Source organism: Cupriavidus phytorum (assembly GCF_003254285.1).
GTDB lineage: Bacteria > Pseudomonadota > Gammaproteobacteria > Burkholderiales > Burkholderiaceae > Cupriavidus > Cupriavidus phytorum.
This window is the reverse complement of sequence record NZ_QKZN01000002.1, coordinates 369086-391075: the sequence shown is the minus strand read 5'-3', so window position 1 is coordinate 391075 and position 21990 is coordinate 369086. Positions and strand designations below refer to the sequence as shown.

Genomic DNA, 21990 nt, shown 5'->3' with positions numbered 1-21990 from the left:
CGAGCATGACCGCCGCGGATGGCGGCTGTCATCAAAGCGCAATATTTTACAGGGTTACCGGGACATTGCCCGCGTATTTGGCACAAACGAGACGGGCAGGCACGCCGGAGGGCCGACCCGCTTGACTTCGTCAGGTGTCGTTGTCGAAGAAAGCCGGGCCGCCGCTGAAGTTGTCGAACTTCGTGAACTGGCCGAGGAAGGTCAGGCGCACCGTGCCGATCGGGCCGTTACGCTGCTTGCCGATGATGATTTCGGCGGTGCCCTTGTCCTGCGAGTCGGCGTTATAGACTTCGTCGCGGTAGATGAACAGGATCACGTCGGCATCCTGTTCGATGGCGCCCGATTCGCGCAGGTCGGACATCACCGGGCGCTTGTTGGGACGCTGTTCCAGGCTTCGGTTCAGCTGCGACAGCGCGATCACCGGGCAATTCAGCTCTTTCGCCAGACCCTTCAGGGAACGGGAGATTTCTGAAATTTCCGTGGCGCGGTTCTCGCCGCCGCCGGAGCCCGACATCAGCTGCAGGTAGTCGATGATGATCAGGCCGAGCTGCCCGCACTGGCGCGCCAGGCGCCGCGAACGCGCGCGCAGTTCCATCGGGTTCAGCGCCGGGGTTTCGTCGATGAACAGCTGGGTGTCGTTCATGCGCTGGATCGCATGCGTCAGCCGCGGCCAGTCCTCGTCGAGCAGGCGCCCGGTACGCAGCCGGTGCTGGTCGAGCCGGCCGACCGAGCCCAGCATACGCATGGCCAGCTGCGTGCCCGCCATTTCCATGGAGAACACCGCCACCGGCAAGCCCTGCTCCACCGCCACGTGCTCGCCGATGTTCAGCGAGAACGCGGTCTTGCCCATCGACGGGCGGCCGGCGACGATGATCAGGTCGCCCGGCTGCATGCCGCTGGTCATCTTGTCGAGGTCGATGAAGCCGGTCGGCACGCCGGTGACGTCGGTGGTCGAATCGCGGTGATACAGCTCGTCGATACGCTCCACCACCTGGGTCAGCAGCGGCTGGATTTCCTGGAAGCCCTTCTGCCCGCGCGAGCCTTCTTCGGCAATCGCGAAGACCTTGGATTCGGCCTCGTCGAGCAGCTCGCGCACCTCGCGCCCCTTGGGCGCGAACGCGGCCGAGGCGATATCGTCGGCCACCGTCACCAGCTTGCGCAGCACCGAGCGCTCGCGCACGATCTCCGCGTAGCGGCGGATATTTGCCGCGCTGGGGGTGTTCTGCGCCAGCGAGTTCAGGTACGCCAGCCCGCCCACCTCTTCGGCCTTGCCGGCCACCTGCAGCATCTCGTAGACCGTGATCACGTCGGCCGGCTTGGTGGCCGAGATCAACCGGGCGATGCTCTGGAAGATCATCCGGTGGTCGAAACGGTAGAAATCCGCCTCGGACAGGAAGTCCGCGATGCGGTCCCAGGCGGCATTGTCCAGCAGCAGGCCACCGAGCACCGACTGCTCGGCTTCGATGGAGTGCGGCGGAACCTTGAGGTTATCGAGTTGGGGGTCGGCGACGGGCGCGTTCATGGGGAGGGATTATAACGGCGGGTGGACACACTTCGCCGGACATTTGGCGACAGCGCCGTCCAGGGCCGGCGGGCAAGCCAGCGGCCGGGCAACAAAAAAGGCAGGAGCCGGGGCTCCTGCCTTCTTGCAATGCTTGCGGGCTTTGGCCGGCGCCGTGCGCCAGCCGGAGCGGCGCGTCCTTAGACGCTCTCGCCCACCACCGACACGGTCACGTCGACCACGACGTCCGTGTGCAGCGCAACGCTGACCGGGTGGTCGCCAACCGTCTTCAGCGGACCGTTCGGCAGGCGAACCTGCGCCTTTTCCAGCTTGTAGCCTTGGCCAGCCAGGGCTTCAGCGATGTCGGCGTTGGTCACCGAACCGAACAGGCGGCCGTCCACACCCGACTTCTGGGTGATCTGGACGTTCAGGCCGTTCAGCTTCTCGCCTTCGGCTTGCGCGGCGGCCAGCTTCTCGGCGGCGGCCTTTTCCAGCTCGGCGCGCTTGACTTCGAATTCGGCGATCGCGCTTTGCGTGGCACGGCGGGCCTTCTTGCCCGGGATCAGGAAGTTACGGGCGTAACCGTCCTTCACCTTGACGATGTCACCCAGGTTGCCCAGGTTGACGACTTTTTCCAGCAGAATGATTTGCATCGTGTTCTCTCCTTACGGACCTAGGGCCTGATCAGTTCTTGTGCAGGTCGGTGTACGGCATCAGCGCGAGGAAACGCGCGCGCTTGATGGCCGTATCCAGCTGACGCTGATAGTGAGCCTTGGTACCGGTCAGGCGGGCCGGCGTGATCTTGCCGTTGTCGCCGATGAAGTCCTTCAGGGTGTCCAGATCCTTGTAGTCGATCTGTTCGACGCCAGCCACGGTGAAGCGGCAGAAGCGCTTGCGCTTGAACAGCGGGTTCTGTTGCTGGAAGCGCTTCTTGTTCTTGTTGTCACGTTTGACGAATGCCATGATTCAATCCTTTTCGAATGCTTTACATCCAGTGATGTGAAAGACGAGAGCCTTGCTGTTGCGGTGCTTGCGGGCCAGGAATCCTTCGCAGTCGAGCAGCGTGCCGAGCGGTAGCCGCTCCAGACGCTGGCCAACCTGGCCGATCCCCATCGCAGCGATTGCAAACTCGACCTGTCGCGGCGTCTGCGCCTCGACGGCCTCGCCGCTGTACTGCAGGATGCAGTTCACGACGGGGACCCCGGCCGGGGTATAGCGCAGGGCATCGCGTTCCGCCAGGGTGGCGGCAAGCCGAAGCTGGTTCAACGCGTGGCCTCTTGCTGGTTGCAATCGTTGCGGTTTGCGCTCGCGCCCGGGCCGACGCTGTCAGCCACGACGCGCACCGCAGTCCGCACTCAGGCGGCCTGGCCTTCGGTGGTCGTTTGCGCGGCCTTGCGGGCTTCTTCGCGCTGCACTTCCTTCATCATCGGCGAAGGTGCGGTCTCGGCCTTCTTGGTCTGCACGATCAGGTGGCGCAGGACGGCGTCGTTGAACTTGAACGCGTGTTCCAGTTCAGCCAGGGTTTCCTTGCCGCATTCGATGTTGAGGCAAACGTAGTGAGCCTTGGCCAGCTTCTGGATCATGTAAGCCATCTGGCGACGGCCCCAGTCTTCCACGCGGTGAACGTTGCCGTTCTGCGAGGTCACGAGCTGCTTGTAGCGCTCGATCATGGCCGGCACTTGTTCGCTCTGGTCCGGGTGGACGATGAAGACGATTTCGTAATGACGCATTGACGCTCCTTTTGGGATTAGCCACCCGGGCGTCACGAGTCCGGTGTGGCAAGGTTGAATAGCCTTAAATTATAGCCCGGCCCGCGGCAACAACGCAAGCCGCTGATTTCACGGGCAAATCAGGCGCTGGCAAAGACCGCCTGCAGCCGCGCCGGGTCGCGTGCGAGCCCGGCATCCGCAGCCAGGGCCAGCACGAGCAATACGCGCGCCTTGTAGGGATTCAGGTCCCCAGCAGACACGAATACACCGTCGGCAGGACTGGGCTGCGGCGGGATCGCCACATGGCCGGCACTGGTACGCGAGCTGCGCACCACCGCCACCCCGGCCGCCGCGGCGTCGGCAAGGGCCGCTGCCAACACCTCATGGATCGAGCCATTGCCGGTCGCGGCGACAACCAGCCCCGCGGCGCCGGCCTGCACCAGCGCATCCACCACCGCCCTGCCCGGCTGCGCGTAGCTCGCCACGATCTCCACCACCGGCCACGCCGCCGGCATCGGCCCGATGGGCGCAGTCGCCCGCGGCGCCCGGGCAAAACGCACGTAGTCGTCCTGCACGAACCCCAGCGGCCCGCACGGTGAGACAAAGGCATCGACCGCCGACGTATGCGCCTTGGCCACGTCCCGTGCCGCGTGGATCTGCTGGTTCAGTACCACCAGCACACCCTTGCCGCGCGCATCCGGATGGGCGGCAACACGCACCGCATCCAGCAGGTTCAGCGGCCCGTCGGCCGACAGCGACGTCGACGGACGCATCGCAGCGGTCAGGACCACTGGCACCGGGCACGATTGCGTCAGGTGCAGCGCCATCGCGGTTTCTTCCAGCGTGTCGGTGCCGTGCGTGATCACGATGCCCGCCACGTCAGGCTGCGCCGACCAGTGCCCGACCCGCGCCGCCAATGTCTGCCACAACGCGAAGGTCATGTCCTTGCTGTCGACCTGCGCCACCTGTTCGGCCTCGATGCGGGCCAGCGACTGCAACGGCGGCACCGCCGCCAGCAATGAGGACACCGGCACAGTCGCGGCCTGGTAACGGGCGCTGCTGGCGGCGCTGCCGGCCGCGCCCGCGATGGTGCCGCCAGTGGCCAATACGACGATGCGAGGCAATTGGGTCATGGGAGCGCGCAAGGATTTCTTCTGGATAAAGGAAAGGCGATTGTAGCGGGCGCACACGCCCAGCCCCAGCGAAGATCAGGCGCCCTGGCCGGCGTCCATGCGACACGCCTCAAAATTCTGCTTGCGCTGGCGCCGATACTGTATAAAATCACAGCATACTGTTTAAACATACAGTGCCCGGCCCGCCGGATGCTGGATAACGGACCAGAGTCTTCACAGATTCTTCGTCATCCAGGCCAGCGGCCCTGCACGGAACGGCGATCCCATGGCGACCCTGACACCCCGGCAGCAGCAGATTTTCGATCTGATCCGCAACACGATCCGCCGTACCGGCTTCCCCCCTACCCGCGCCGAGATCGCAGCGGAGTTCGGTTTCTCCTCGCCCAACGCCGCCGAAGAACATTTGCGGGCGCTGGCCCGCAAAGGCGTGATCGAACTGACGCCGGGCGCGTCGCGCGGCATCCGCCTGAAGGTGTCGCGCAGCGATTCGGAACTGCCGGACCAGTTCTCGTTGCCAATGGCCGGCGTATTGCAGCTGACGCTGCCGCTGGTGGGCCGCGTCGCAGCCGGCAGCCCCATCCTGGCCGCCGAGCATATCGACCGCCAGTACCAGGTCGATGCCTCGGTCTTCGATGAGCGTCCGGATTACCTGCTGCGCGTGCGCGGGCTGAGCATGCGCGACGCCGGCATCCTCGACGGCGACCTGCTCGCCGTGCGCCGCGCCAGCGAGGCCGCCAACGGCAAGATCGTGGTGGCACGACTGGGCGACGACGTCACCGTCAAGCGCCTGCAGCGGCGCGGTGGCCATATCGAACTGATCGCCGAGAACCCGGACTTCACCAACATCATCGTCGAGCCCGGTGAAGAGTTCTCGCTGGAAGGCATCGCCGTCGGGCTGATCCGCTCTTCCGGCTTCTAGCCGGGCACCATCGCAGGCGCTTTGCCTGCGCGGGCCCACCCGCTTCCATTGCTTTGCAGACGCCGCCCGGCTTGCCGGGTGTTGACCCCGCTTTGCCTAAAAAGAGGTGCCACCATGCCGCAAATCCACCACGTCGCCGCCCGCCGTCCGGTCAAGCCCGTGCCGTTTCGCCAGAGCAAGGGCGTACGCGTCTACCAGGGTACGCAGCGCCGTACCATGGTCGGCAGCATGGCGGCCATCTGCCGCATGCTGGAACTTGAAACCACCGAAAAGCTGGCCGCCTGACGGATACTCGCAGACGCCTGGCGTCGCCGGGCCCTGCCCCGCTTAGCTGCGCGCGCAGGCCTTGACCTCGGCCTCCAATTCCGCCGGCGTCAGCTGGGGAAACCAGGTATCGGTCTTGCGCAATTCCAGCGCCGTGCCATCGGCCTGTGCCGTCAGCGAGATCAGGTAGGCGTATAGATATTCACCGCTTGCGGCGCTCTGGCCGATACGGATTTCGATCTGGTTTTTCGCCGGCAACTGGACCAGCGTAGCCTCATCGCCCAGATTGTTGCGCAGGCATTTTGCAACGTCGGCCATCTTGGCCTGCGTATTCAGGCGCATCGGCGGGCGAGCGCGGACGTCCTTCTCCGAAGTGCCAGTGGCACACCCTGCCACCATGGTTGCCATTGCTGCGCCAATCAGTGCCGTTCGAACCAACATACCGCCCCCGGGGAATGAAAACGGCGCCCTTGGACGTGCAGATATTGTGGGCGCCGGGTGCGGATTTTAACCCGCGCGCGGGCCACGCGCCATCTTGAGCTTTGCCCCATCTTGAGCCTTGCCATTAGCCAGCAACGGCGTCTGGCATGGCAAGGCGTTTACCCGTTACCAGCGCTTGCACTCGATCTTCTCTTCGAATTCCCCATCGCGCTTCCACTCGCGCTCGATCAGGCAAGGGCCTTCGCGGTATTTCTGCTTCTGCTCGTAACCGCGCGGACCACCCTTGCACTTGCGCTCTTCCTTGTATTCGCCATCGCGCTTCTGCTCGCGCTCCACCTCGCAGCCGCCGCTACGGAACTTCTCCTTGTATTCGCCGCCATGGCGATAGCCACCGGGATAATCACGGTCGTCGGCCTGCGCCAGCGATGGCGCCATCAAACACAGTAGCAAGGAGACAGCGGCAGCGGGCGTCCGGAACATGAGAGAAACGGCAGGAGCGGAATTGCGGCCAGCATAGCAACCGGAATCGCTGGCCGCTGTATCAAAGCGTTACGCCGGAGCGAGCAGCGCAATTCCCTCACCACGATGCGCGATGCCGCGCTTATATCGTGGCGCAGCAAACCTTGGCGCGGTACCCTATACTCACGTCTTCTTGCTGGCCCGCCCCGTGCCTGGCCCCTGTCGGGGGTGCAGTGACCTGCATATGCCGCCGCGCCAGCCTCAGCGGCCTGCCGACGCTGCTGCGTCCGGCCCGTACCAATTGCCGTATTTCATGAACGTAAATCCCCGCCGCATTTCGGTTGCGCCAATGATGGACTGGACCGACCGTCATTGCCGCATGTTCCATCGCCAGCTCAGCCGCCACACCTGGCTGTATACCGAGATGGTGACCACCGGCGCGCTGCTGCATGGCGACGTGCCGCGCCACCTCGACTTCGATGCGGCCGAGCATCCGGTCGCGCTGCAGCTGGGCGGCAGCGAGCCGGCCGACCTCGCCATGGCGGCCAAGCTTGGCCAGCAGTGGGGCTATGCGGAAATCAACCTCAACTGCGGCTGCCCGTCCGAGCGCGTGCAGCGCGGCGCCTTCGGTGCCTGCCTGATGGCGGAGCCGGAACTGGTGGCGGACTGCGTGAAGGCGATGCGCGATGCGGTGGAGATACCGGTCACCGTGAAGCATCGCATCGGCATCGACAAGATCGAGCACTACGATTTCGTGCGCGATTTTGTCGGCAAGGTGGCGCAGGCGGGTTGCAGCACGTTTATCGTCCATGCGCGCAATGCGATCCTGAAGGGCCTGAGCCCGAAGGAAAACCGCGAGATTCCGCCGCTGCGCTATGAGGTGGCATACCAGCTCAAGCGCGAATTCCCGCAGCTCGAGATCCTGATCAACGGCGGCATCGTCAGCCATGACGAAATCGCTGCTCATCTGCAGCACGTCGATGGCGTCATGATCGGACGCGAGGCATATCACCAGCCGTACATCCTGGCGGAAATGGACGCGCGCTTCTATGGCGATGCCAGTGCGCCGGTGCCGTCGCGGCTCGAGGTCGAACTGGCGATGCAGCGTTATATCGGCGACTTCGTTGAGCAAGGCGGATATATGGGTGCCGTGACACGGCACATGCTCGGCCTGCATCGCGGCATCGCCGGCGGGCGTGGCTGGCGCCGCGTGCTGTCCGATGCGAAGCGCATGCATGCGGCGCGCGCGCGGGCCGACGTCGATGCGCTGTTCGAAGAAGCGCGCATGCATCTGCGGCCGCACGCACAAGAGCCGCTTGCCGCGTAAGCGCGCGGACCGGTGCCGCGCCGAGGCTGCGCTCTAACTTCGAATCGTGAAAGTATGCATGGCGGCGCGCGGGTTTCGCGCGCCGCACATGAGATGCCCGATCGCCCGGAAACCGGCGCCCGGAAAGGGATTCCCCTAATTCGCTGAGGCAGGGCACTTTCTTACACTGTGCCTGCCCTCGAATACAGGGCTTTCTTCAACTGATTATTAGCCCGCTCCGGCGGGCTTTTTTTTCGTCGGCGATCTCGCGCTTGCGGCATCGCTCTTCGTTTACCCGAATGGTGCATTGCCCGCATGGCAGTTACAGTGCAACGGCCTTCAGGGCATTTGAGATCGCTAAAGTTAAGAGTCCGCGCTGCGGACTCTTTTTTTGCGCGCTCGCCCGGCACCACCTGGACGAACGGATTTGACCAGCCTTCCGGACAAGCGTTCCATCGGTCACGCAAAATAGATTCCGCTTGCGGCGCATCGCCGGGGCTATCGCGTATGGCTGATACCGATGTCCAGCGTGCCGTAAGTCGTGATGCCCGACTCCCTGCCGTCGGTACCGCCGCCCGCGGCGCACCCGCCCAGCAAGGCCGCCAGTGCCGACACCGCAAGAATCCTCGCCGTCCATCTACACTTGTTCTGCATGGCCTGTTCCCTGCGTCGATAACCTCGGTTGGGCTCGCGCGTGGCCGAGAGGTTCCATCGCAGGCAGGATGCGGCATGGAAACGTCGGCTGCGGGGGAAGCAAAGCGGGGAAGGAAAAAGAGGCAGGCGGCCCATGGGGCGGGCCGCCTGACGGGAAGGTCGAGGGGGGTCAATGTCCCTCGGACTCGAGTATCGCTTCGGGCACGTGCCGCATGAACCCTGCAGAGGTAGGGGCTGTGCGCAGCATATTTGGCTGGCGGGCGTGGTCGGAACTCACCCAGGACCCGTGATACGATTTCCGCACGCTCCCCAGGCGAGATCAGGCACGGTATGCGGACCGTGCCGGCAGGGGAGGCAGCATGGACAAAGACAACGTGGAAAAAGAAGCGCCGTTCGGCGTGGTCTATGAAGACTTCAGGGTGATCTGGGTGGCCGAGCAGCTCCAGGATGGCAAATGGACCGCGCGCTACTGCTGGCACCCCGGCACCTCGGAAGCCGCGGGCAAAGCGTTGCAGGAAGCCGTGCTGAACGGCAAGTCGCGCCGGCTGCTGGGCCAGTTCGATACCGAAGCCGAGACCATCGCCGCGATCAAGCAGGCGGTGCTGCTCGAGGCCAAGTGGAGTCCGCCACGTTCCTGAGCGATGCCCTCAAAAATTTTTGTGCGGGATACTAGCCATCTCGAAAATCTGTTTGTATAATCTTGTTTTTCGTCGATCAGCGCTTCGCTGATGACCTCTACGGTGGCTGTAGCTCAGTTGGTAGAGTCCAGGATTGTGATTCCTGTCGTCGTGGGTTCGAGTCCCATCAGCCACCCCAAATTCCCGTGCAAAACGGCGCCTGATTCAGGCGCCGTTTTGCTTTTGGGCGGACGATTTTCGGAAGCTGACGCTGCGCGCCTCCTCAGCGCGGCGCGTTCCGCTCGATCCAGCCGGCAAACGTAGTCAAAAACTTCCCAAGGAAACCCTTGGTCGACTCGTTGGCAATCCCGCCCTGCTCGTCGAACAGCTTGTCGACGCCGCCGATATACGCCTCCGGTTGCTGCAGGATGGGGATATTCAGGAATACCAGCGACTGGCGCAGGTGGTGATTGGCGCCGAAGCCGCCGATGGCGCCCGGCGATGCGCTGATGATGGCGCCGGGCTTGCCGTCCCAGACGCTGCTGCCATACGGGCGCGAACCCACGTCGATGGCGTTCTTCAACGGCGCGGGCACCGAACGGTTGTATTCCGGCGTGACGAACAGCACGGCGTCGGCGCGGCGGATACGGTCGCGGAATGCGGTCCAGGCCTGGGTCGGCTTGTCGTCGAGGTCCTGGTTGTACAGCTCCAGGCTGCCGATCTCGACGATTTCCAGCCTGAGCTGCGCCGGCGCCAGCGCGATCAGCGCCTTGGCCAGCTTGCGGTTGTATGACTCCTTGCGCAGGCTTCCCACCAGTACAACGACATCACGAGGATCACTCATTGCGGCTCCTTTGACGGTGTGGACGGATTGGCACAGGCGGCGTCCGCGCGCGGCATTGCCGTGCGCGGGCGCCAGACCCTGCCCGTCACTCTACCCGAGTCGGCGCCGGAGCGTTCCGTGCAGCGATATCAGGCAGGCTTGCCCAGTGCCGCCAGCGGGTGCTCCTCCTGGCGCCATGGGCTGTCGAAGAACGACAGCGCCTTCTCGCGGCTGACTTCGTCGAGCCGCGCATATCGCCAGCGCGGCTTGTGGTCCTTGTCGACCGCCAGCGCGCGGATGCCTTCGACGCCGTCGCCCTTGCGGAACACGTAGTACATCATGTCCAGCTCCATGCGCAGCTCGTCTTCCAGCGACATGCTGCGCGCGCGGCGGATCTGCTCCAGCGTCACGCACAGCATCAGCGGCGAACGGCTGCGCAGCATGGCGGCAGTCTGTGCGGCCCAGTCGCCCGGGGCATCGCTGACGGCGGCAAGGATGTCCTGCGCAGTGCTGCCGGCGAAGAGCTGGTCGATCTGCGCCGACAGCCCGGCCAGCGTGCTCTGCGCCGGCGCGCAATCCGCGCGGTGCGGTGCGGTAAAGGTTTCGATATGCGCCAGCACCGCATCGCCGCTGGCGAACTGCTGCGCGCGCAGCGAATCGACCAGTTCCGCGAGGCGGTTGCCGGGCATGTAGGCGTCGGCCAGGCCGGCATACAAGGCGTCGGCGGCGTGGATCACGGTGCCGGTCAGGCCCAGGTATTCGCCGATGCGTCCGGGTGTGCGCGCCAGGAACCAGCCGCCGCCCACATCCGGGAACAGGCCGATATTCGTTTCCGGCATGGCCATCCTGGTGCGATCGGTGACCAGCCGCAGTCGCGCACCCTGCGAAATGCCCATGCCGCCGCCCATCACCACGCCATCCATCAACGCGATATAGGGCTTGGCGTAGCGGTGGATCAGGAAATTGAGCGCGTATTCCTCGACGAAGAACTGGTCGAGCAGCGGATCGCCCGCATGCGCCGCCTGGTGGAAATAGCGGATATCGCCGCCGGCGCAGAAGGCCTTGCCACCAGCACCGGCCACCACCACGGCGGTGACCTCGGGCGCGGCGGCCCAGTCCTGCAGCGCCTGCGTGATGGCGCGGATCATGTCCAGCGACAGCGCGTTGAGCGCCTGCGGACGGTTCAGCGTCAGGTATCCGATGCCACCGCGGACCTCGGTCGTGACGAATTCAGTCATGTCGTACTCCTCCAATGCAACTGGCAATTTTACGCCAGTCACCTTGGCAAGCGCACGCTCGTGAGCAGCTTGCGGCGCATGCCGGCACGCATGCGCCCTGCCCGTTCAGGCCAGCCGGAACGTCGCCACCAGCGAGGTGAGCCGCTGCGCCTGCTCTTCCAGCGATGCCGCGGCGGCCGCAGCCTGCTCCACCAGCGCCGCATTCTGCTGCGTCATGCTGTCCATCTGCGACACCGCCACATTGACCTGCTCGATGCCGTTGGACTGCTCGTCCGACGCCGCGCTGATATCGCCGATGATGGCGCTGACGCGCTGCACCGCGTCGACGATGTCCTGCATCGCGCGCCCGGCCTCATCGACCAGCCCCGAGCCCTCGCGCACATTGGCCACCGATGCGCCGATCAGCGCGCGGATCTCCTTGGAAGCGCCGGCGCAGCGCTGCGCCAGGTCGCGCACGTCGCCTGCCACCACGGCAAAGCCGCGGCCATGCTCGCCAGCGCGCGCGGCTTCCACCGCGGCGTTCAGCGCCAGGATATTGGTCTGGAACGCGATCTTCTCGATCACGTCGATGATGTCGACGATCTTGCCCGAACTGGCGTCGATCGACTGCATGGTATTGACCACGCGCAGCACCGCGTCGCTGCCGCGCCCCGCCAGGGTTGCGGCGTCGCTGGCAAGCGCGCGCGCCTCGCGCGCGCTGTCGGCATTCTGGCGCACGGTGCTGGTCAGTTCCTCCATGCTCGAAGCGGTTTCCTCCAGCGAAGCCGCCTGCTGCTCGGTGCGCTGCGACAGGTCGGCATTGCCGCTGGCAATCTGCTTGCTGGCCGCGGCGATCGAGTCGGCACCGCCGCGCACATCGCCCACCATCGCCACCAGGCTGGCCTGCATCCGGCCCAGCATGCCGAGCATGCGCGCGGTCTCGTTGCGCGCCGCTTCGTCGGCCAGTGTTTCGCCGGCCCCTACTGCGCCGCCGCTTGCAGCTACGCTGAGGTCGCCCCCTGCAATCTTTTCGAAACGCGCAATCGCCGTATCCAGCGGCTGCACGATCGAACGGCGCAGGCGCCACGCCACCACGGTGCTGAACACCAGTCCCGCGGCCAGCACGCACACGGACAGCGTGAACAGGTTGCGGTAGCGCTGCTGCGAGGCCTCATAGACCTGCTTCGCGCTGGCCACCTGCAGCTTGTTCAGCTCCGTGTTGACGGCGGTGAAGGCGATATCGAGCTGCGGAATGGTTTCCAGCACCGCCTTCATCACGCCGTCGCGATCGCCGGCGTGCAGCGCGGCGATCATGGGCGCGACACCCTGCCTGAACAGCGCATTGCGCTTGGCGGTAACGTCTTCGACCACCTTCGCTTCGTCGGCCGAACGCGGCAGCGCGAGATAGGCCTTCCAGGCCTGCTCCGAATCGCGCGCAAAGCCCTCCGCGGTCGCGGCGCGCGCCTTGGCGTCGGCCGGGTCGGCGGCAAAGGTGGCCTGGTCCAGCAACACGCGCACCAGCAACTGGTTCGAACGCGCCTCGGCCAGGTGGACCGCGGCCGACAACTGCTGCTCGTAGATCTGGTGCGTCGCCTCGTTGCTGCGCGACATGCCGAGCCAGCCGACGGCACCGACAATCAGCAACAACAAATTAATGACGATAGTGAGAAACCACAATCTGGCGCCGATGGTCGTGTTCCTGAACATGGATGAGGCTCCGGGAGGAAAGAGGAAACTGAATGAAGGCGGCGCGCCGCGCCGCTACCCTGTCCAACTACGGCGCCGGCACCGCATCCTTTACCCGTATTGATCGCCTTCACACGCGTGACAGAATTGCGTGGCAGTACATCATCGCCGTCAAGTGGCGGAAGCGGCCCACCTGGCCCACCGCGCCACCGTTTGGAGGAAGCCCTCGTGGCCATTTCATGGCGAACACGGGCACACTGCCGGGATGAACACCGCATCGCTCGACCCCGGACTCGTGCTGCTGGCCTTCGCGCCGGTCTTCGTGCTGACCATCGGCGCCGAAGCGTGGTACTGGGCGCGCCGCGACCCCGCCGTCTACAGCCTGCGCGACACGCTCTCCAACGCCGCGCTGGCGCTGATGCACCAGGCCTCGGACGCGTTCTTCCTCTGGCTGATGGTCCGCACCGTGTACACGTGGTGCTACCAGCACGGCCTGCAGGCGATGCCGCAGACGTTGTGGTCGTTCTTGCTGCTGCTGTTGCTGCAGGACTTCCTCTACTACTGGTTCCATCGCGCCAGCCATCGCGTGCGCTGGCTGTGGGCTTCGCACGTGACGCACCATTCGTCCGAAGGCATGAACTTCTCGACCGCGTTCCGGCAGAGCCTGACCTACCCGCTGTCCGGCATGTGGCTGTTCTGGATTCCGCTGGCGTATATCGGCTTCACGCCGGACTGGGTGATCCTGGCCGTGGGCCTGAACCTGGGCTTCCAGTTCTTCGTCCATACGCGGCTGGGGCAGCGCTGGCCGCTGGTCGAGCGGCTGCTGAACACGCCTTCGGTCCATCGCGTCCACCACGCCAAGAACCCGCAGTACATCGACCGCAACTATGCCGGCGTGCTGACGCTCTGGGACCGCCTGTTCGGCACCTTCGTCGCCGAGCACGAGGCGCCGGTCTACGGCATTACGCGCCAGTTGCGCAGCCACAATCCGCTGACGCTGACCTTCCACGAATGGCGCGACATGTTCGCCGATGCCTGGCGCGACCGCGACCTGCGCTACCTGTGGAAGCCGCCGGAATGGCGCAGCCCGCGTGCCGCGGTGCCGGCGACGCTGCCGGGCACGCAATAAAAAACCGCGCCTGCAGGCGCGGTTTTTTGTGAGCAGCGTCAGCGCCCGGGCGCTTATGCGCCTTCGCGGGCGGCACGCTTGCGCTCGTGCTCCTTCAGGTGGCGCTTGCGCAGGCGGATGCTCTTTGGCGTCAGCTCGACCAGCTCGTCGTCGGCGATGAATTCCACCGCGTATTCCAGCGACATCTGGATCGGCGGCACCAGGCGCACGGCTTCGTCGGTACCCGAGGCGCGCACGTTGGTCAGCTGCTTGCCCTTGATCGGGTTCACGACCAGGTCGTTGTCGCGGCTGTGGATGCCGATGATCATGCCTTCATACAGCGCATCGCCCGGCTTGACGAACATGCGGCCGCGGTCCTGCAGCTTCCACAGCGCGTAGGCCACGGCGTCGCCGTCGTCCTGCGAGATCAGCACGCCGTTGTGGCGCTCGCCCAGGCCGCCTTCGCGCACCGGCGCGTAGTCGTCGAAGATATGGCTGATCAGCCCGGTGCCGCGCGTCAGCGTCAGGAACTCGCCCTGGAAGCCGATCAGGCCGCGGGCCGGAATGCGGTACTCGAGGCGGGTGCGGCCCTTGCCGTCCGACGCCATGTCGAGCAGTTCGCCCTTGCGGCGGCCCAGCTCTTCCATGATGCCGCCCTGGTGGCTGTCTTCGACGTCGACGGTCAGCAGCTCGTACGGCTCGCACTTGACGCCGTCGATTTCCTTGAACACCACGCGCGGACGCGACACGGCCAGCTCGTAGCCTTCGCGGCGCATGTTTTCCAGCAGGATGGTCAGGTGCAGTTCACCGCGGCCCGAAACTTCGAAGATGGTGTCGTCGCCGGTATCGGCCACGCGCAGCGCCACGTTGGACTTCAGTTCGCGGTCCAGGCGCTCGCGCAGCTGGCGGCTGGTGACGAACTTGCCTTCGCGGCCGGCCAGCGGCGAGGTGTTGACGCAGAAGTTCATGGTCAGCGTCGGCTCGTCCACCTTCAGCATCGGCAGCGCGTCCTGGGCCTCGGGCGCGCACACGGTGCAGCCGATGCCCAGTTCTTCGATGCCGTTGATCAGCACGATGTCGCCGGCTTCGGCTTCCTGCACGATTTCGCGCTCCAGGCCCTGGAACTTCAGCACCTGGTTGATGCGGCCCTTGATCGGGTTGCCTTCCGGACCGAACTTGACCACCACGTCCTGCAGCGGACGGGCACGGCCGCGCGAGATGCGGCCCACGCCGATCTTGCCGACGTAGCTGGAGTAGTCCAGCGAGATGATCTGCAGCTGCAGCGGGCCGTCGCGGTCGTCGTCACGCACCGGCACCTTGTCGAGCACGGTCTCGAACAGCGGCTTCATGTCGCCGTCGCGCACGTCTTCGGTCAGGCCGGCGTAGCCGTTCAGGCCCGAGGCGTAGATCACCGGGAAGTCGAGTTGCTCGTCGGTCGCGCCCAGCTTGTCGAACAGGTCGAAGGTCTGGTTGATGACCCAGTCCGGACGCGCGCCCGGGCGGTCGATCTTGTTGATCACCACGATCGGCTTCAGGCCCAGCGCCAGCGCCTTGCGCGTGACGAAACGGGTCTGCGGCATCGGGCCTTCGACCGCGTCGACCAGCAGCAGCACGCCGTCGACCATCGACAGCACGCGCTCCACTTCACCGCCGAAGTCGGCGTGGCCCGGGGTGTCGACGATATTGATATGGGTGCCGTTGTACTCGACGGCACAGTTCTTCGCGAGAATCGTGATCCCGCGTTCCTTTTCCAGGTCGTTCGAGTCCATCACCCGCTCGGCGACTTGCTGGTTGTCGCGGAAGGTGCCTGCCTGGCGCAGGAGCTGGTCGACCAGGGTGGTCTTGCCATGATCGACGTGGGCGATGATGGCGATATTTCGGATGGCGCGGGTCATTGCTGCGTCTCGCTAAGAACGGGGCCCTCGCAAGGAGGGCCGGAGAATCTGAGGTAACCCAACATTCTAGCATGTTGCGGCGCAAGAAGCGTTGACCGGAACCGCCCCTGGCCTAGGGAAAATATTTGCGGATTTCGCAATGACCAATTTCCTTTCTTGCGGATCGTTAAACGTAAACATATATTTGCCTCAGCAAAGATTGCAAAGGCAAAGATGTCACAAGCACCCGCTTCCGCTGCGCCGGCCTCTCCGGCCGGTTCGTTCGATCCCGCCCAGTACCAGATGTGCGACAGCGTCGGCTACCTGATGCAACGGGCCAAGAACATGCTGGCGCACGGCGTCGAGCAGGAGGTCAGCAGCCTGGACATCACCCAGGCTCAGGCCAGCTGCCTGATGATGCTGGCCACCGGCCGGGCCTCGACCGTCACTGACCTGGGCCGCGAGCTCAACACCGACATGGGCTCGGTTACGCGGCTGCTCAGCCGCATGGAAAAACGCGGCCTGATCGAGCGCCGCCGCCGCGACGCCGACCGCCGCGTGGTCGACCTGTCGGTGACGCCGCAGGGCCAGGAACTGGTGCAGCAACTGCCGGCCATCTTCTGCAAGGTCCTGGCGCACCACTTTCGCGGTTTTTCCGAGGACGAGATCCAGTTGCTGCGCAGCATGCTGCGCCGGGTCATCGACAACAGCGGGTAGCAGGCTGCGCGCCGGACTTCCGGCACGCCAGATCGTCCGCGTCGGCCAGCCCGGCCGGACACCGTCAGCAGCCCGTAGACACCGTATGGCTCCGCCACGGAGCAACACCATGAAACCAGTTCTTTCCTTCCGATTTAACCAGCCTGCCAGTTCCCGCAAGCTGGCGCGCCGTGCCGGCACGCTGGCGCTGACCGCGATCGCGGCCGCGGCGCTGGCCGGCTGCGCGGCGCTGGGCGATTCGCACAGCACCCAGACCATGGCCGACCCGGCCGCGATGGCGACTTCGCAAACCCTGCCCGGCGAACACGGCCAGTGGCCGTCGCAGGACTGGGTCGACCAGTTCAAGGACCCGCAGCTGAGCGCGCTGGTCGACGAAGCGGTCAAGGACAATCCCAGCCTGCAGGCGGCCTTTGCCCGCGTGGAAGCGTCGCGCGCCATGGCCGAGGCCACGCGCAGCGCGCTCTACCCGCACCTGGAGTTCGAAGGCAGCCTGATCCGCCAGCGCTTCTCCGAGAACGATCTGTTCGAAGGCACGCCGCTGGCGGGCTCGTGGCAGAACCAGTCGCGCCTGCAGGTGGGCCTGTCCTATGACTTCGACTTCTGGGGCAAGAACCGCGATGCGCTCGAAGCCGCGCTGTCCGATGACCGCGCCGCCGAGGCCGAAAGCCAGGCTTCACGCCTGATCCTGGCGACCTCGATCGCGCGCAACTACGCCCGCCTGGCCGCGCTGTATGCCCAGCGCGACGTCGCCGAGCGCGCCATCGCGCAGCGCCGCGACCTGACCGAGCTGTCGCGCCAGCGGCTGGCCGCCGGCCTCGACACGCAGGTCGAGACCACGCAGGCACGCGGCACCGTGGCCGCATCGCAGACCGACCTGCAGCGCGTCGACGAAGAGATCGCGCTGGCCCGCAACCAGCTTGCCGCGCTGCTCGGCAAGGGCCCGGACCGCGGCCTGCAGATCCAGCCGCCGGTATTGCTGGCCCAGGCCACGCCCACCCTGCCCGACGACCTGACCATCGGGCTGCTGGGCCGCCGCCCCGACCTGGTGGCGGCGCGCTGGCGTGTCGAGGCGGCGTCCAAGGACATCAACGTCGCCAGGAAGGAATTCCTGCCCGACGTCAGCCTGACTGCCTTTGCCGGCCTGGCCGCGCTGGATCCTTCGAACCTGCTGATGGGCATCAGCCGCACCTTCGGCATCGGTCCGACCGTGCGCCTGCCGATCTTCGAGGGCGGCAGGCTGCGCGCCAACCTGAAGGGCAAGTACGCCGGCTATGACATCGCCGTGGCCAACTACAACCAGGCGCTGGTCGATGCGCTGCGCGAGACCGCCGACACCATCACCAGCATCCGCAGCGTCGACAAGCAGATCCAGACCCAGCGCGAAGCGCTGGACCTGGCCGAGCACGCCTACGCGCTGGCCACCACGCGCTACAAGGCCGGGCTCGGCACGCAGCTGACCGTGCTCAACGCGGAAAGCAACGTGCTGCAGCAGCGCCGCCTGGCGACCGACCTGCAGGCAAGGCGGCTGGACCTGCAGATGGGCCTGATGAAGGCGCTCGGCGGCGGCTACCAGGAGCCGGCCGAAGGCCACGAGAGCGTCGCCCATGGGCAGGCGCAGCAGCCGGGCCACACGCAGGGCCACACCCAGGCGGGCGCCCGCGGCTAATCCGCGCACCCGGTGAACGCAGACAAGATTATCCAGAAGACATCATGAGCAACAACCAGCAAGCGGCCGGCACCAACACCCCCCAGCAAGCCACGGCCACCCCTCCCAACGGCAAGCGCAAGCGCATGCTGCTGTCGCTGAGCGCGGCGATCGTGGTCGCCGGCATCGGCTACGGCGTGTACTGGGGGCTGTATGCCCGCCATTTCGAAAGCACCGACGACGCCTATGTCGCCGGCAACGTGGTCCAGGTCACGCCGCTGGTGGCTGGCACCGTCGTGTCGATCTCGGCCGACGACACCCAGCTGGTCACCGCCGGCCAGCCGCTGATCCAGCTCGACCGCGCCGACACGCAGGTAGCGCTGGAACAGGCCGAGGCCCAGCTGGCCCAGGCCGTGCGCGAAGTGCGCACGCTGTACGTCAACAACGGCTCGCTCGCCGCCAACGTGGCGCTGCGCGAAGCCGACGTGGCCAAGGCGCGCGACGACCTGCGCCGGCGCCAGGCCATCGCCGGCTCGGGCGCGGTGTCGAATGAAGAGATCTCGCACGCGCAAGCCGCGCTCAAGGGCGCCGAGTCCGCGCTGCTGGCCGCGCGCGAGCAGCTGGCATCGAACCAGGTGCTGACCGACCAGACCACGGTCGAGAACCACCCTAACGTGCAGCGCGCCGCCGCCAACCTGCGCTCGGCCTACCTGTCGTTCGCGCGCTCGGCGCTGCCGGCGCCGGTGACCGGCTACGTCGCCAAGCGCTCGGTGCAGGTTGGCCAGCGCGTCGCCGCCGGCGCGCCGCTGATGGCGGTAGTGCCGCTGGACCAGGTCTGGGTCGACGCCAACTTCAAGGAAGTGCAGATCACGCATATGCGCATCGGCCAGCCGGTGACGCTGGAAGCCGACGTTTATGGCTCCAAGGTCGAATACCGCGGCAAGGTCGCGGGCTTCTCGGCCGGCACCGGCTCGGCGTTTTCGCTGCTGCCGGCGCAGAACGCCACCGGCAACTGGATCAAGGTGGTGCAGCGGCTGCCGGTGCGCATCGCGCTGGACCCGCAGCAGCTCAAGGACCATCCGCTGCGCGTGGGCCTGTCGATGACGGTCAAGGTCGACGTGCGCCGCGAGGAAGGCGCCGCCATGGCCGCCGCCGCGCCGGCCCGGCCGATGCAGACCGACGTCTATGACAAGGTGGCGCAGGATGCCGACCAGCTGATCGCGCGCATCATCGCCGCCAACAACGGCGGCCGCGGCACCGGCCTGTCCTCGGCCAGCGCCGCTCACGCCAAGGCCGCCAAGTCGGCCAAGCCCGCCAATACCTGATCATGGCCACCTCCCCTTCCGCCGCACCGGCCGCGCCCGGGGCCCAGCCAGGCGCCGGCCCGGCGCCGGCTCGGGCCCTGCCGCAACAGCCGCAGCCGCTGACCGGCGGCAAGCTGGTGCTCGGCACCATCGCGCTGTCGCTGGCCACGTTCATGAACGTGCTGGACTCGTCGATCGCCAATGTGTCGATCCCGGCGATCTCGGGCGACCTGGGCGTGGCGCCGAACCAGGGCACCTGGGTCATCACCTCGTTCGCGGTGGCCAATGCGATCTCGGTACCGCTGACCGGCTGGCTGACCACGCGCTTCGGCGCGGTGCGGCTGTTCATCACCTCGATCCTGCTGTTCGTGCTGGCGTCGTGGCTGTGCGGCGTCGCGCCCAACCTGGAGACGCTGCTGGCCGCGCGCGTGCTGCAGGGGGCGGTGGCCGGGCCGATGATCCCGCTGTCGCAGTCGCTGCTGCTGTCGAGCTATCCGCCCGCGAAGAGCACCATGGCGCTGGCGCTATGGGGCATGACCACGCTGGTGGCGCCGATCATGGGGCCGCTGCTGGGCGGCTGGATCTCGGACAACATGACCTGGCCGTGGATCTTCTACATCAACGTGCCGGTGGGCATCGTCACCGCTTACGCGACCTGGGCCATCTACAAGGACCGCGAGACCCCCACCAAGGTGCTGCCGATCGACCGCATCGGCCTGGCGCTGCTGGTGATCTGGGTGGGATCGATGCAGCTGATGCTGGACAAGGGCAAGGAGCTGGACTGGTTCCACTCGACCGAGATCGTGGTGCTGACGCTGGTGGCGATCGTCGGCTTCCTGTTCTTCCTCGCGTGGGAAACCTATGAGAAGCATCCCATTGTCGACATCAGCCTGTTCAAGGGCCGCAACTTCAGTTCCGGCGTGGTCGCGATCTCGGTCGCCTACGGGCTGTTCTTCGGCAACCTGGTGATCCTGCCGCTATGGCTGCAGACCATCGTCGGCTATACCGCGACCGACGCTGGCATCGTGATGGCGCCGGTCGGGATCTTCGCGATCCTGCTGTCGCCGGTGATCGGGCGCAACCTGCCGAAGATGGATGCGCGCTGGGTGGCGACCGCGGCCTTCATCACCTTCGGCATCGTCAGCCTGATGCGTGCGGGCTTCACCACGCAGGTCGATACCTGGACCCTGATGGTGCCCACGCTGATCCAGGGCGCGGCCATGGCGATGTTCTTCATCCCGCTGACCTCGATCATCCTGTCGGGCCAGCCGCCGGAGAAAATCCCCGCCGCCTCGGGCCTGTCGAACTTCGTACGGATCACCTTCGGCGGCATCGGCGCATCGGTTTCGACCACGGTCTGGGAGAACCGCTCGGCCCTGCATCATGCGCAACTGGTCGAGCAGGTCAATCCATATAACCCGGTCTACCACGACCAGCTCAACCACCTGATGCAGATGGGCATGAGCCAGGCGCAGGCGGTCGGCGTGATCGAGCGCAATATCACCCAGCAGGCGGCCATGCTCGGCGCCAACGACATCTTCTGGATCTCGGGCATGCTGTTCTTCGTGCTGATCGGCTTTGTCTGGCTGACGCGACCGGCCCGGGGTAGCGGTGGCGGCTCGGCGGACGCAATGGCGGCGCATTGAGCGCACCAGCGATGCATGGAATGGCCCCGGTTCGGGGCCATTTTTTTTGCCCGTCTCCGGCAAGGGAAATTTCCCCTTGTGCTCCGGCCCCCATCGCCCTATGATTTGCCAACCGAATTATGGAACCTTGGTTCCGAAAAACGGAACTAAGGCAATGAACGAAGGTGGAGAGGCGGAGTGAGCATTCTTGAAGGCGTGGAGGGCGTGCTGGACCTGTTCGGGCACGGCCGCCACGAGATCACGTTCAACGATGTGCTGGACGAGCTTGGACTGGCCAAGAGCTCGGCATCGCGCCTGCTCGCCCAGATGGTGCGCTACCGGCTGCTGGAGCTGCAGCCGTCGACGCGACGCTATCGACCGGGCGCACTGGTGATCCGCGCGGCGCAGGCCGCCACCCAGGCGCACCCCTTTGACGACCAGTGCCGCCAGATCCTCGCCGCGTTGTCGGATTCGACCGGCTTCACGGCCTACCTGTCGATGCTCGACGGCACCGACACCGTGGTGCTGCAGCGCCTGAACGGCAGCAACCCGGTGCAGGTGCTGTCGCCGCCGGGAGCGCGGCGGCCGGCCTTTACCACCGCCATGGGCCGCGTGCTGTTGTCGCGCCTGCCCGAGACCGAATTCAGCGCGCGCTACGGCGCCACCGGCACCCGCAAGCTGCCCGACGCACCGGCCGGATGTCCCGCGACCGTAGCCGAGCTGCGCGAGCGCGTGGCCACGGCCCGCGCCGAGCGCAGCGCCATCGCCGTCAACGAAGGCATGCCGGGCATTGGCGCCGTTGCCACCACGCTGGCCGATCCGCTCTCGGGCGACGTGCGCGGGCTGTGCCTGTCCTTCACCGCGATGCAGGTCAGCCAGGCCCAGGCACGCGCGCTGCGCGAAACCCTGGTGCAGGCGGTGGCGCCGCTCGGGCAGCGAATCGGCGATCCGCTCTGGCGCCATCCAGCCGACATCGCCGCCCAATAGT

At 66.0% G+C, this 21990-nt stretch carries 23 protein-coding genes and 1 tRNA gene; 11 read left to right on the top strand and 13 right to left on the bottom strand.

Annotated elements, in window-relative coordinates; translation table 11 throughout:
* Positions 1–130 precede the first annotated feature (130 nt).
* From C7416_RS07200 to C7416_RS07175, 6 genes are all read right to left on the bottom strand, one after another.
* A complete protein-coding gene (locus C7416_RS07200) occupies positions 131–1522 on the bottom strand; it encodes a replicative DNA helicase (protein ID WP_018007703.1) in 1392 nt (463 codons plus the stop codon).
* A 179-nt stretch (positions 1523–1701) separates the two neighbouring features.
* A complete protein-coding gene (gene rplI / locus C7416_RS07195) occupies positions 1702–2154 on the bottom strand; it encodes a 50S ribosomal protein L9 (RefSeq protein WP_062800470.1) in 453 nt (150 codons plus the stop codon).
* 31 nt (positions 2155–2185) lie between these two features.
* Positions 2186–2464, bottom strand: a complete 279-nt coding sequence (gene rpsR / locus C7416_RS07190; protein WP_006163606.1) for a 30S ribosomal protein S18 — start codon at positions 2462–2464, stop codon at positions 2186–2188.
* A gap of 3 nt (positions 2465–2467) precedes the next feature.
* Complete coding sequence (gene priB, locus C7416_RS07185) at positions 2468–2767, bottom strand: primosomal replication protein N (protein WP_012353082.1); 300 nt, start codon at positions 2765–2767, stop codon at positions 2468–2470.
* 89 nt (positions 2768–2856) lie between these two features.
* A complete protein-coding gene (rpsF, locus tag C7416_RS07180; RefSeq protein WP_010809513.1) occupies positions 2857–3231 on the bottom strand; it encodes a 30S ribosomal protein S6 in 375 nt (124 codons plus the stop codon).
* A 119-nt stretch (positions 3232–3350) separates the two neighbouring features.
* Positions 3351–4343, bottom strand: a complete 993-nt coding sequence (locus C7416_RS07175; RefSeq protein WP_111517770.1) for an asparaginase — start codon at positions 4341–4343, stop codon at positions 3351–3353.
* Positions 4344–4608: 265 nt separating this feature from the next.
* Here C7416_RS07175 and lexA point away from each other — a divergent pair, with 265 nt between their 5' ends.
* Together lexA and C7416_RS29105 are read left to right on the top strand one after the other, a co-directional pair.
* Positions 4609–5262 carry a transcriptional repressor LexA gene (gene lexA, locus C7416_RS07170; protein WP_012353084.1) on the top strand — a complete coding sequence of 218 codons (654 nt, stop codon included), beginning with the start codon at positions 4609–4611 and terminating at the stop codon, positions 5260–5262.
* Between the two features lie 114 nt (positions 5263–5376).
* On the top strand, positions 5377–5547 hold the full coding sequence (locus tag C7416_RS29105; RefSeq protein WP_012353085.1) for a hypothetical protein: 171 nt from the start codon (positions 5377–5379) through the stop codon (positions 5545–5547).
* A 42-nt stretch (positions 5548–5589) separates the two neighbouring features.
* Here C7416_RS29105 and C7416_RS07165 read toward each other — a convergent pair whose 3' ends face one another.
* A complete protein-coding gene (locus C7416_RS07165; protein WP_232344439.1) occupies positions 5590–5934 on the bottom strand; it encodes a hypothetical protein in 345 nt (114 codons plus the stop codon).
* Between the two features lie 198 nt (positions 5935–6132).
* Positions 6133–6402, bottom strand: coding sequence for a hypothetical protein (locus C7416_RS07160; protein WP_240988172.1), 270 nt, complete (start codon positions 6400–6402; stop codon positions 6133–6135).
* Positions 6403–6739: 337 nt separating this feature from the next.
* Here C7416_RS07160 and dusA point away from each other — a divergent pair, with 337 nt between their 5' ends.
* Positions 6740–7753, top strand: a complete 1014-nt coding sequence (dusA, locus tag C7416_RS07155) for a tRNA dihydrouridine(20/20a) synthase DusA (RefSeq protein WP_111517767.1) — start codon at positions 6740–6742, stop codon at positions 7751–7753.
* Positions 7754–8230: 477 nt separating this feature from the next.
* On the opposite strand, the gene C7416_RS29100 is transcribed toward dusA, so the two are convergent.
* Complete coding sequence (locus C7416_RS29100) at positions 8231–8386, bottom strand: hypothetical protein (RefSeq protein WP_181461163.1); 156 nt, start codon at positions 8384–8386, stop codon at positions 8231–8233.
* 359 nt (positions 8387–8745) lie between these two features.
* On the opposite strand from C7416_RS29100, the gene C7416_RS07150 reads away from it, so the two are divergent.
* The gene (locus tag C7416_RS07150; RefSeq protein WP_062800482.1) at positions 8746–9024 is read left to right on the top strand and encodes a hypothetical protein; all 279 of its coding nucleotides are present in this window, start codon (positions 8746–8748) and stop codon (positions 9022–9024) included.
* Between the two features lie 102 nt (positions 9025–9126).
* Positions 9127–9202: transfer RNA gene (locus C7416_RS07145), tRNA-His, on the top strand.
* A gap of 84 nt (positions 9203–9286) precedes the next feature.
* On the opposite strand, the gene C7416_RS07140 is transcribed toward C7416_RS07145, so the two are convergent.
* The 3 genes from C7416_RS07140 to C7416_RS07130 all read right to left on the bottom strand — a co-directional run bounded on the left by C7416_RS07140 (position 9287) and on the right by C7416_RS07130 (position 12750).
* Positions 9287–9847, bottom strand: coding sequence for an NADPH-dependent FMN reductase (locus tag C7416_RS07140; RefSeq protein ID WP_111517766.1), 561 nt, complete (start codon positions 9845–9847; stop codon positions 9287–9289).
* A 128-nt stretch (positions 9848–9975) separates the two neighbouring features.
* Positions 9976–11064, bottom strand: coding sequence for an enoyl-CoA hydratase/isomerase family protein (locus tag C7416_RS07135; protein WP_111517765.1), 1089 nt, complete (start codon positions 11062–11064; stop codon positions 9976–9978).
* 105 nt (positions 11065–11169) lie between these two features.
* A complete protein-coding gene (locus C7416_RS07130) occupies positions 11170–12750 on the bottom strand; it encodes a methyl-accepting chemotaxis protein (RefSeq protein WP_111517764.1) in 1581 nt (526 codons plus the stop codon).
* A gap of 244 nt (positions 12751–12994) precedes the next feature.
* Between C7416_RS07130 and C7416_RS07125 the strand changes: the two genes are divergently transcribed.
* Positions 12995–13858, top strand: a complete 864-nt coding sequence (locus C7416_RS07125; protein WP_111517763.1) for a sterol desaturase family protein — start codon at positions 12995–12997, stop codon at positions 13856–13858.
* A gap of 53 nt (positions 13859–13911) precedes the next feature.
* Here the strand turns inward: C7416_RS07125 and typA are convergent, their stop codons facing one another.
* Entirely contained in the window at positions 13912–15732 is a 1821-nt protein-coding gene (typA, locus tag C7416_RS07120) for a translational GTPase TypA (protein ID WP_012353096.1), read from the bottom strand.
* Between the two features lie 213 nt (positions 15733–15945).
* On the opposite strand from typA, the gene C7416_RS07115 reads away from it, so the two are divergent.
* From C7416_RS07115 to C7416_RS07095, 5 genes are all read left to right on the top strand, one after another.
* Entirely contained in the window at positions 15946–16428 is a 483-nt protein-coding gene (locus tag C7416_RS07115; RefSeq protein WP_111517762.1) for a MarR family winged helix-turn-helix transcriptional regulator, read from the top strand.
* Between the two features lie 109 nt (positions 16429–16537).
* Complete coding sequence (locus tag C7416_RS07110) at positions 16538–18094, top strand: AdeC/AdeK/OprM family multidrug efflux complex outer membrane factor (RefSeq protein WP_111517761.1); 1557 nt, start codon at positions 16538–16540, stop codon at positions 18092–18094.
* A gap of 44 nt (positions 18095–18138) precedes the next feature.
* A complete protein-coding gene (locus C7416_RS07105) occupies positions 18139–19398 on the top strand; it encodes an HlyD/EmrA/EmrK family protein (protein WP_111517760.1) in 1260 nt (419 codons plus the stop codon).
* 2 nt (positions 19399–19400) lie between these two features.
* Entirely contained in the window at positions 19401–21023 is a 1623-nt protein-coding gene (locus tag C7416_RS07100) for a DHA2 family efflux MFS transporter permease subunit (protein WP_111517759.1), read from the top strand.
* A 177-nt stretch (positions 21024–21200) separates the two neighbouring features.
* Complete coding sequence (locus tag C7416_RS07095; protein ID WP_111517758.1) at positions 21201–21989, top strand: IclR family transcriptional regulator; 789 nt, start codon at positions 21201–21203, stop codon at positions 21987–21989.
* Position 21990: the final 1 nt, after the last annotated feature.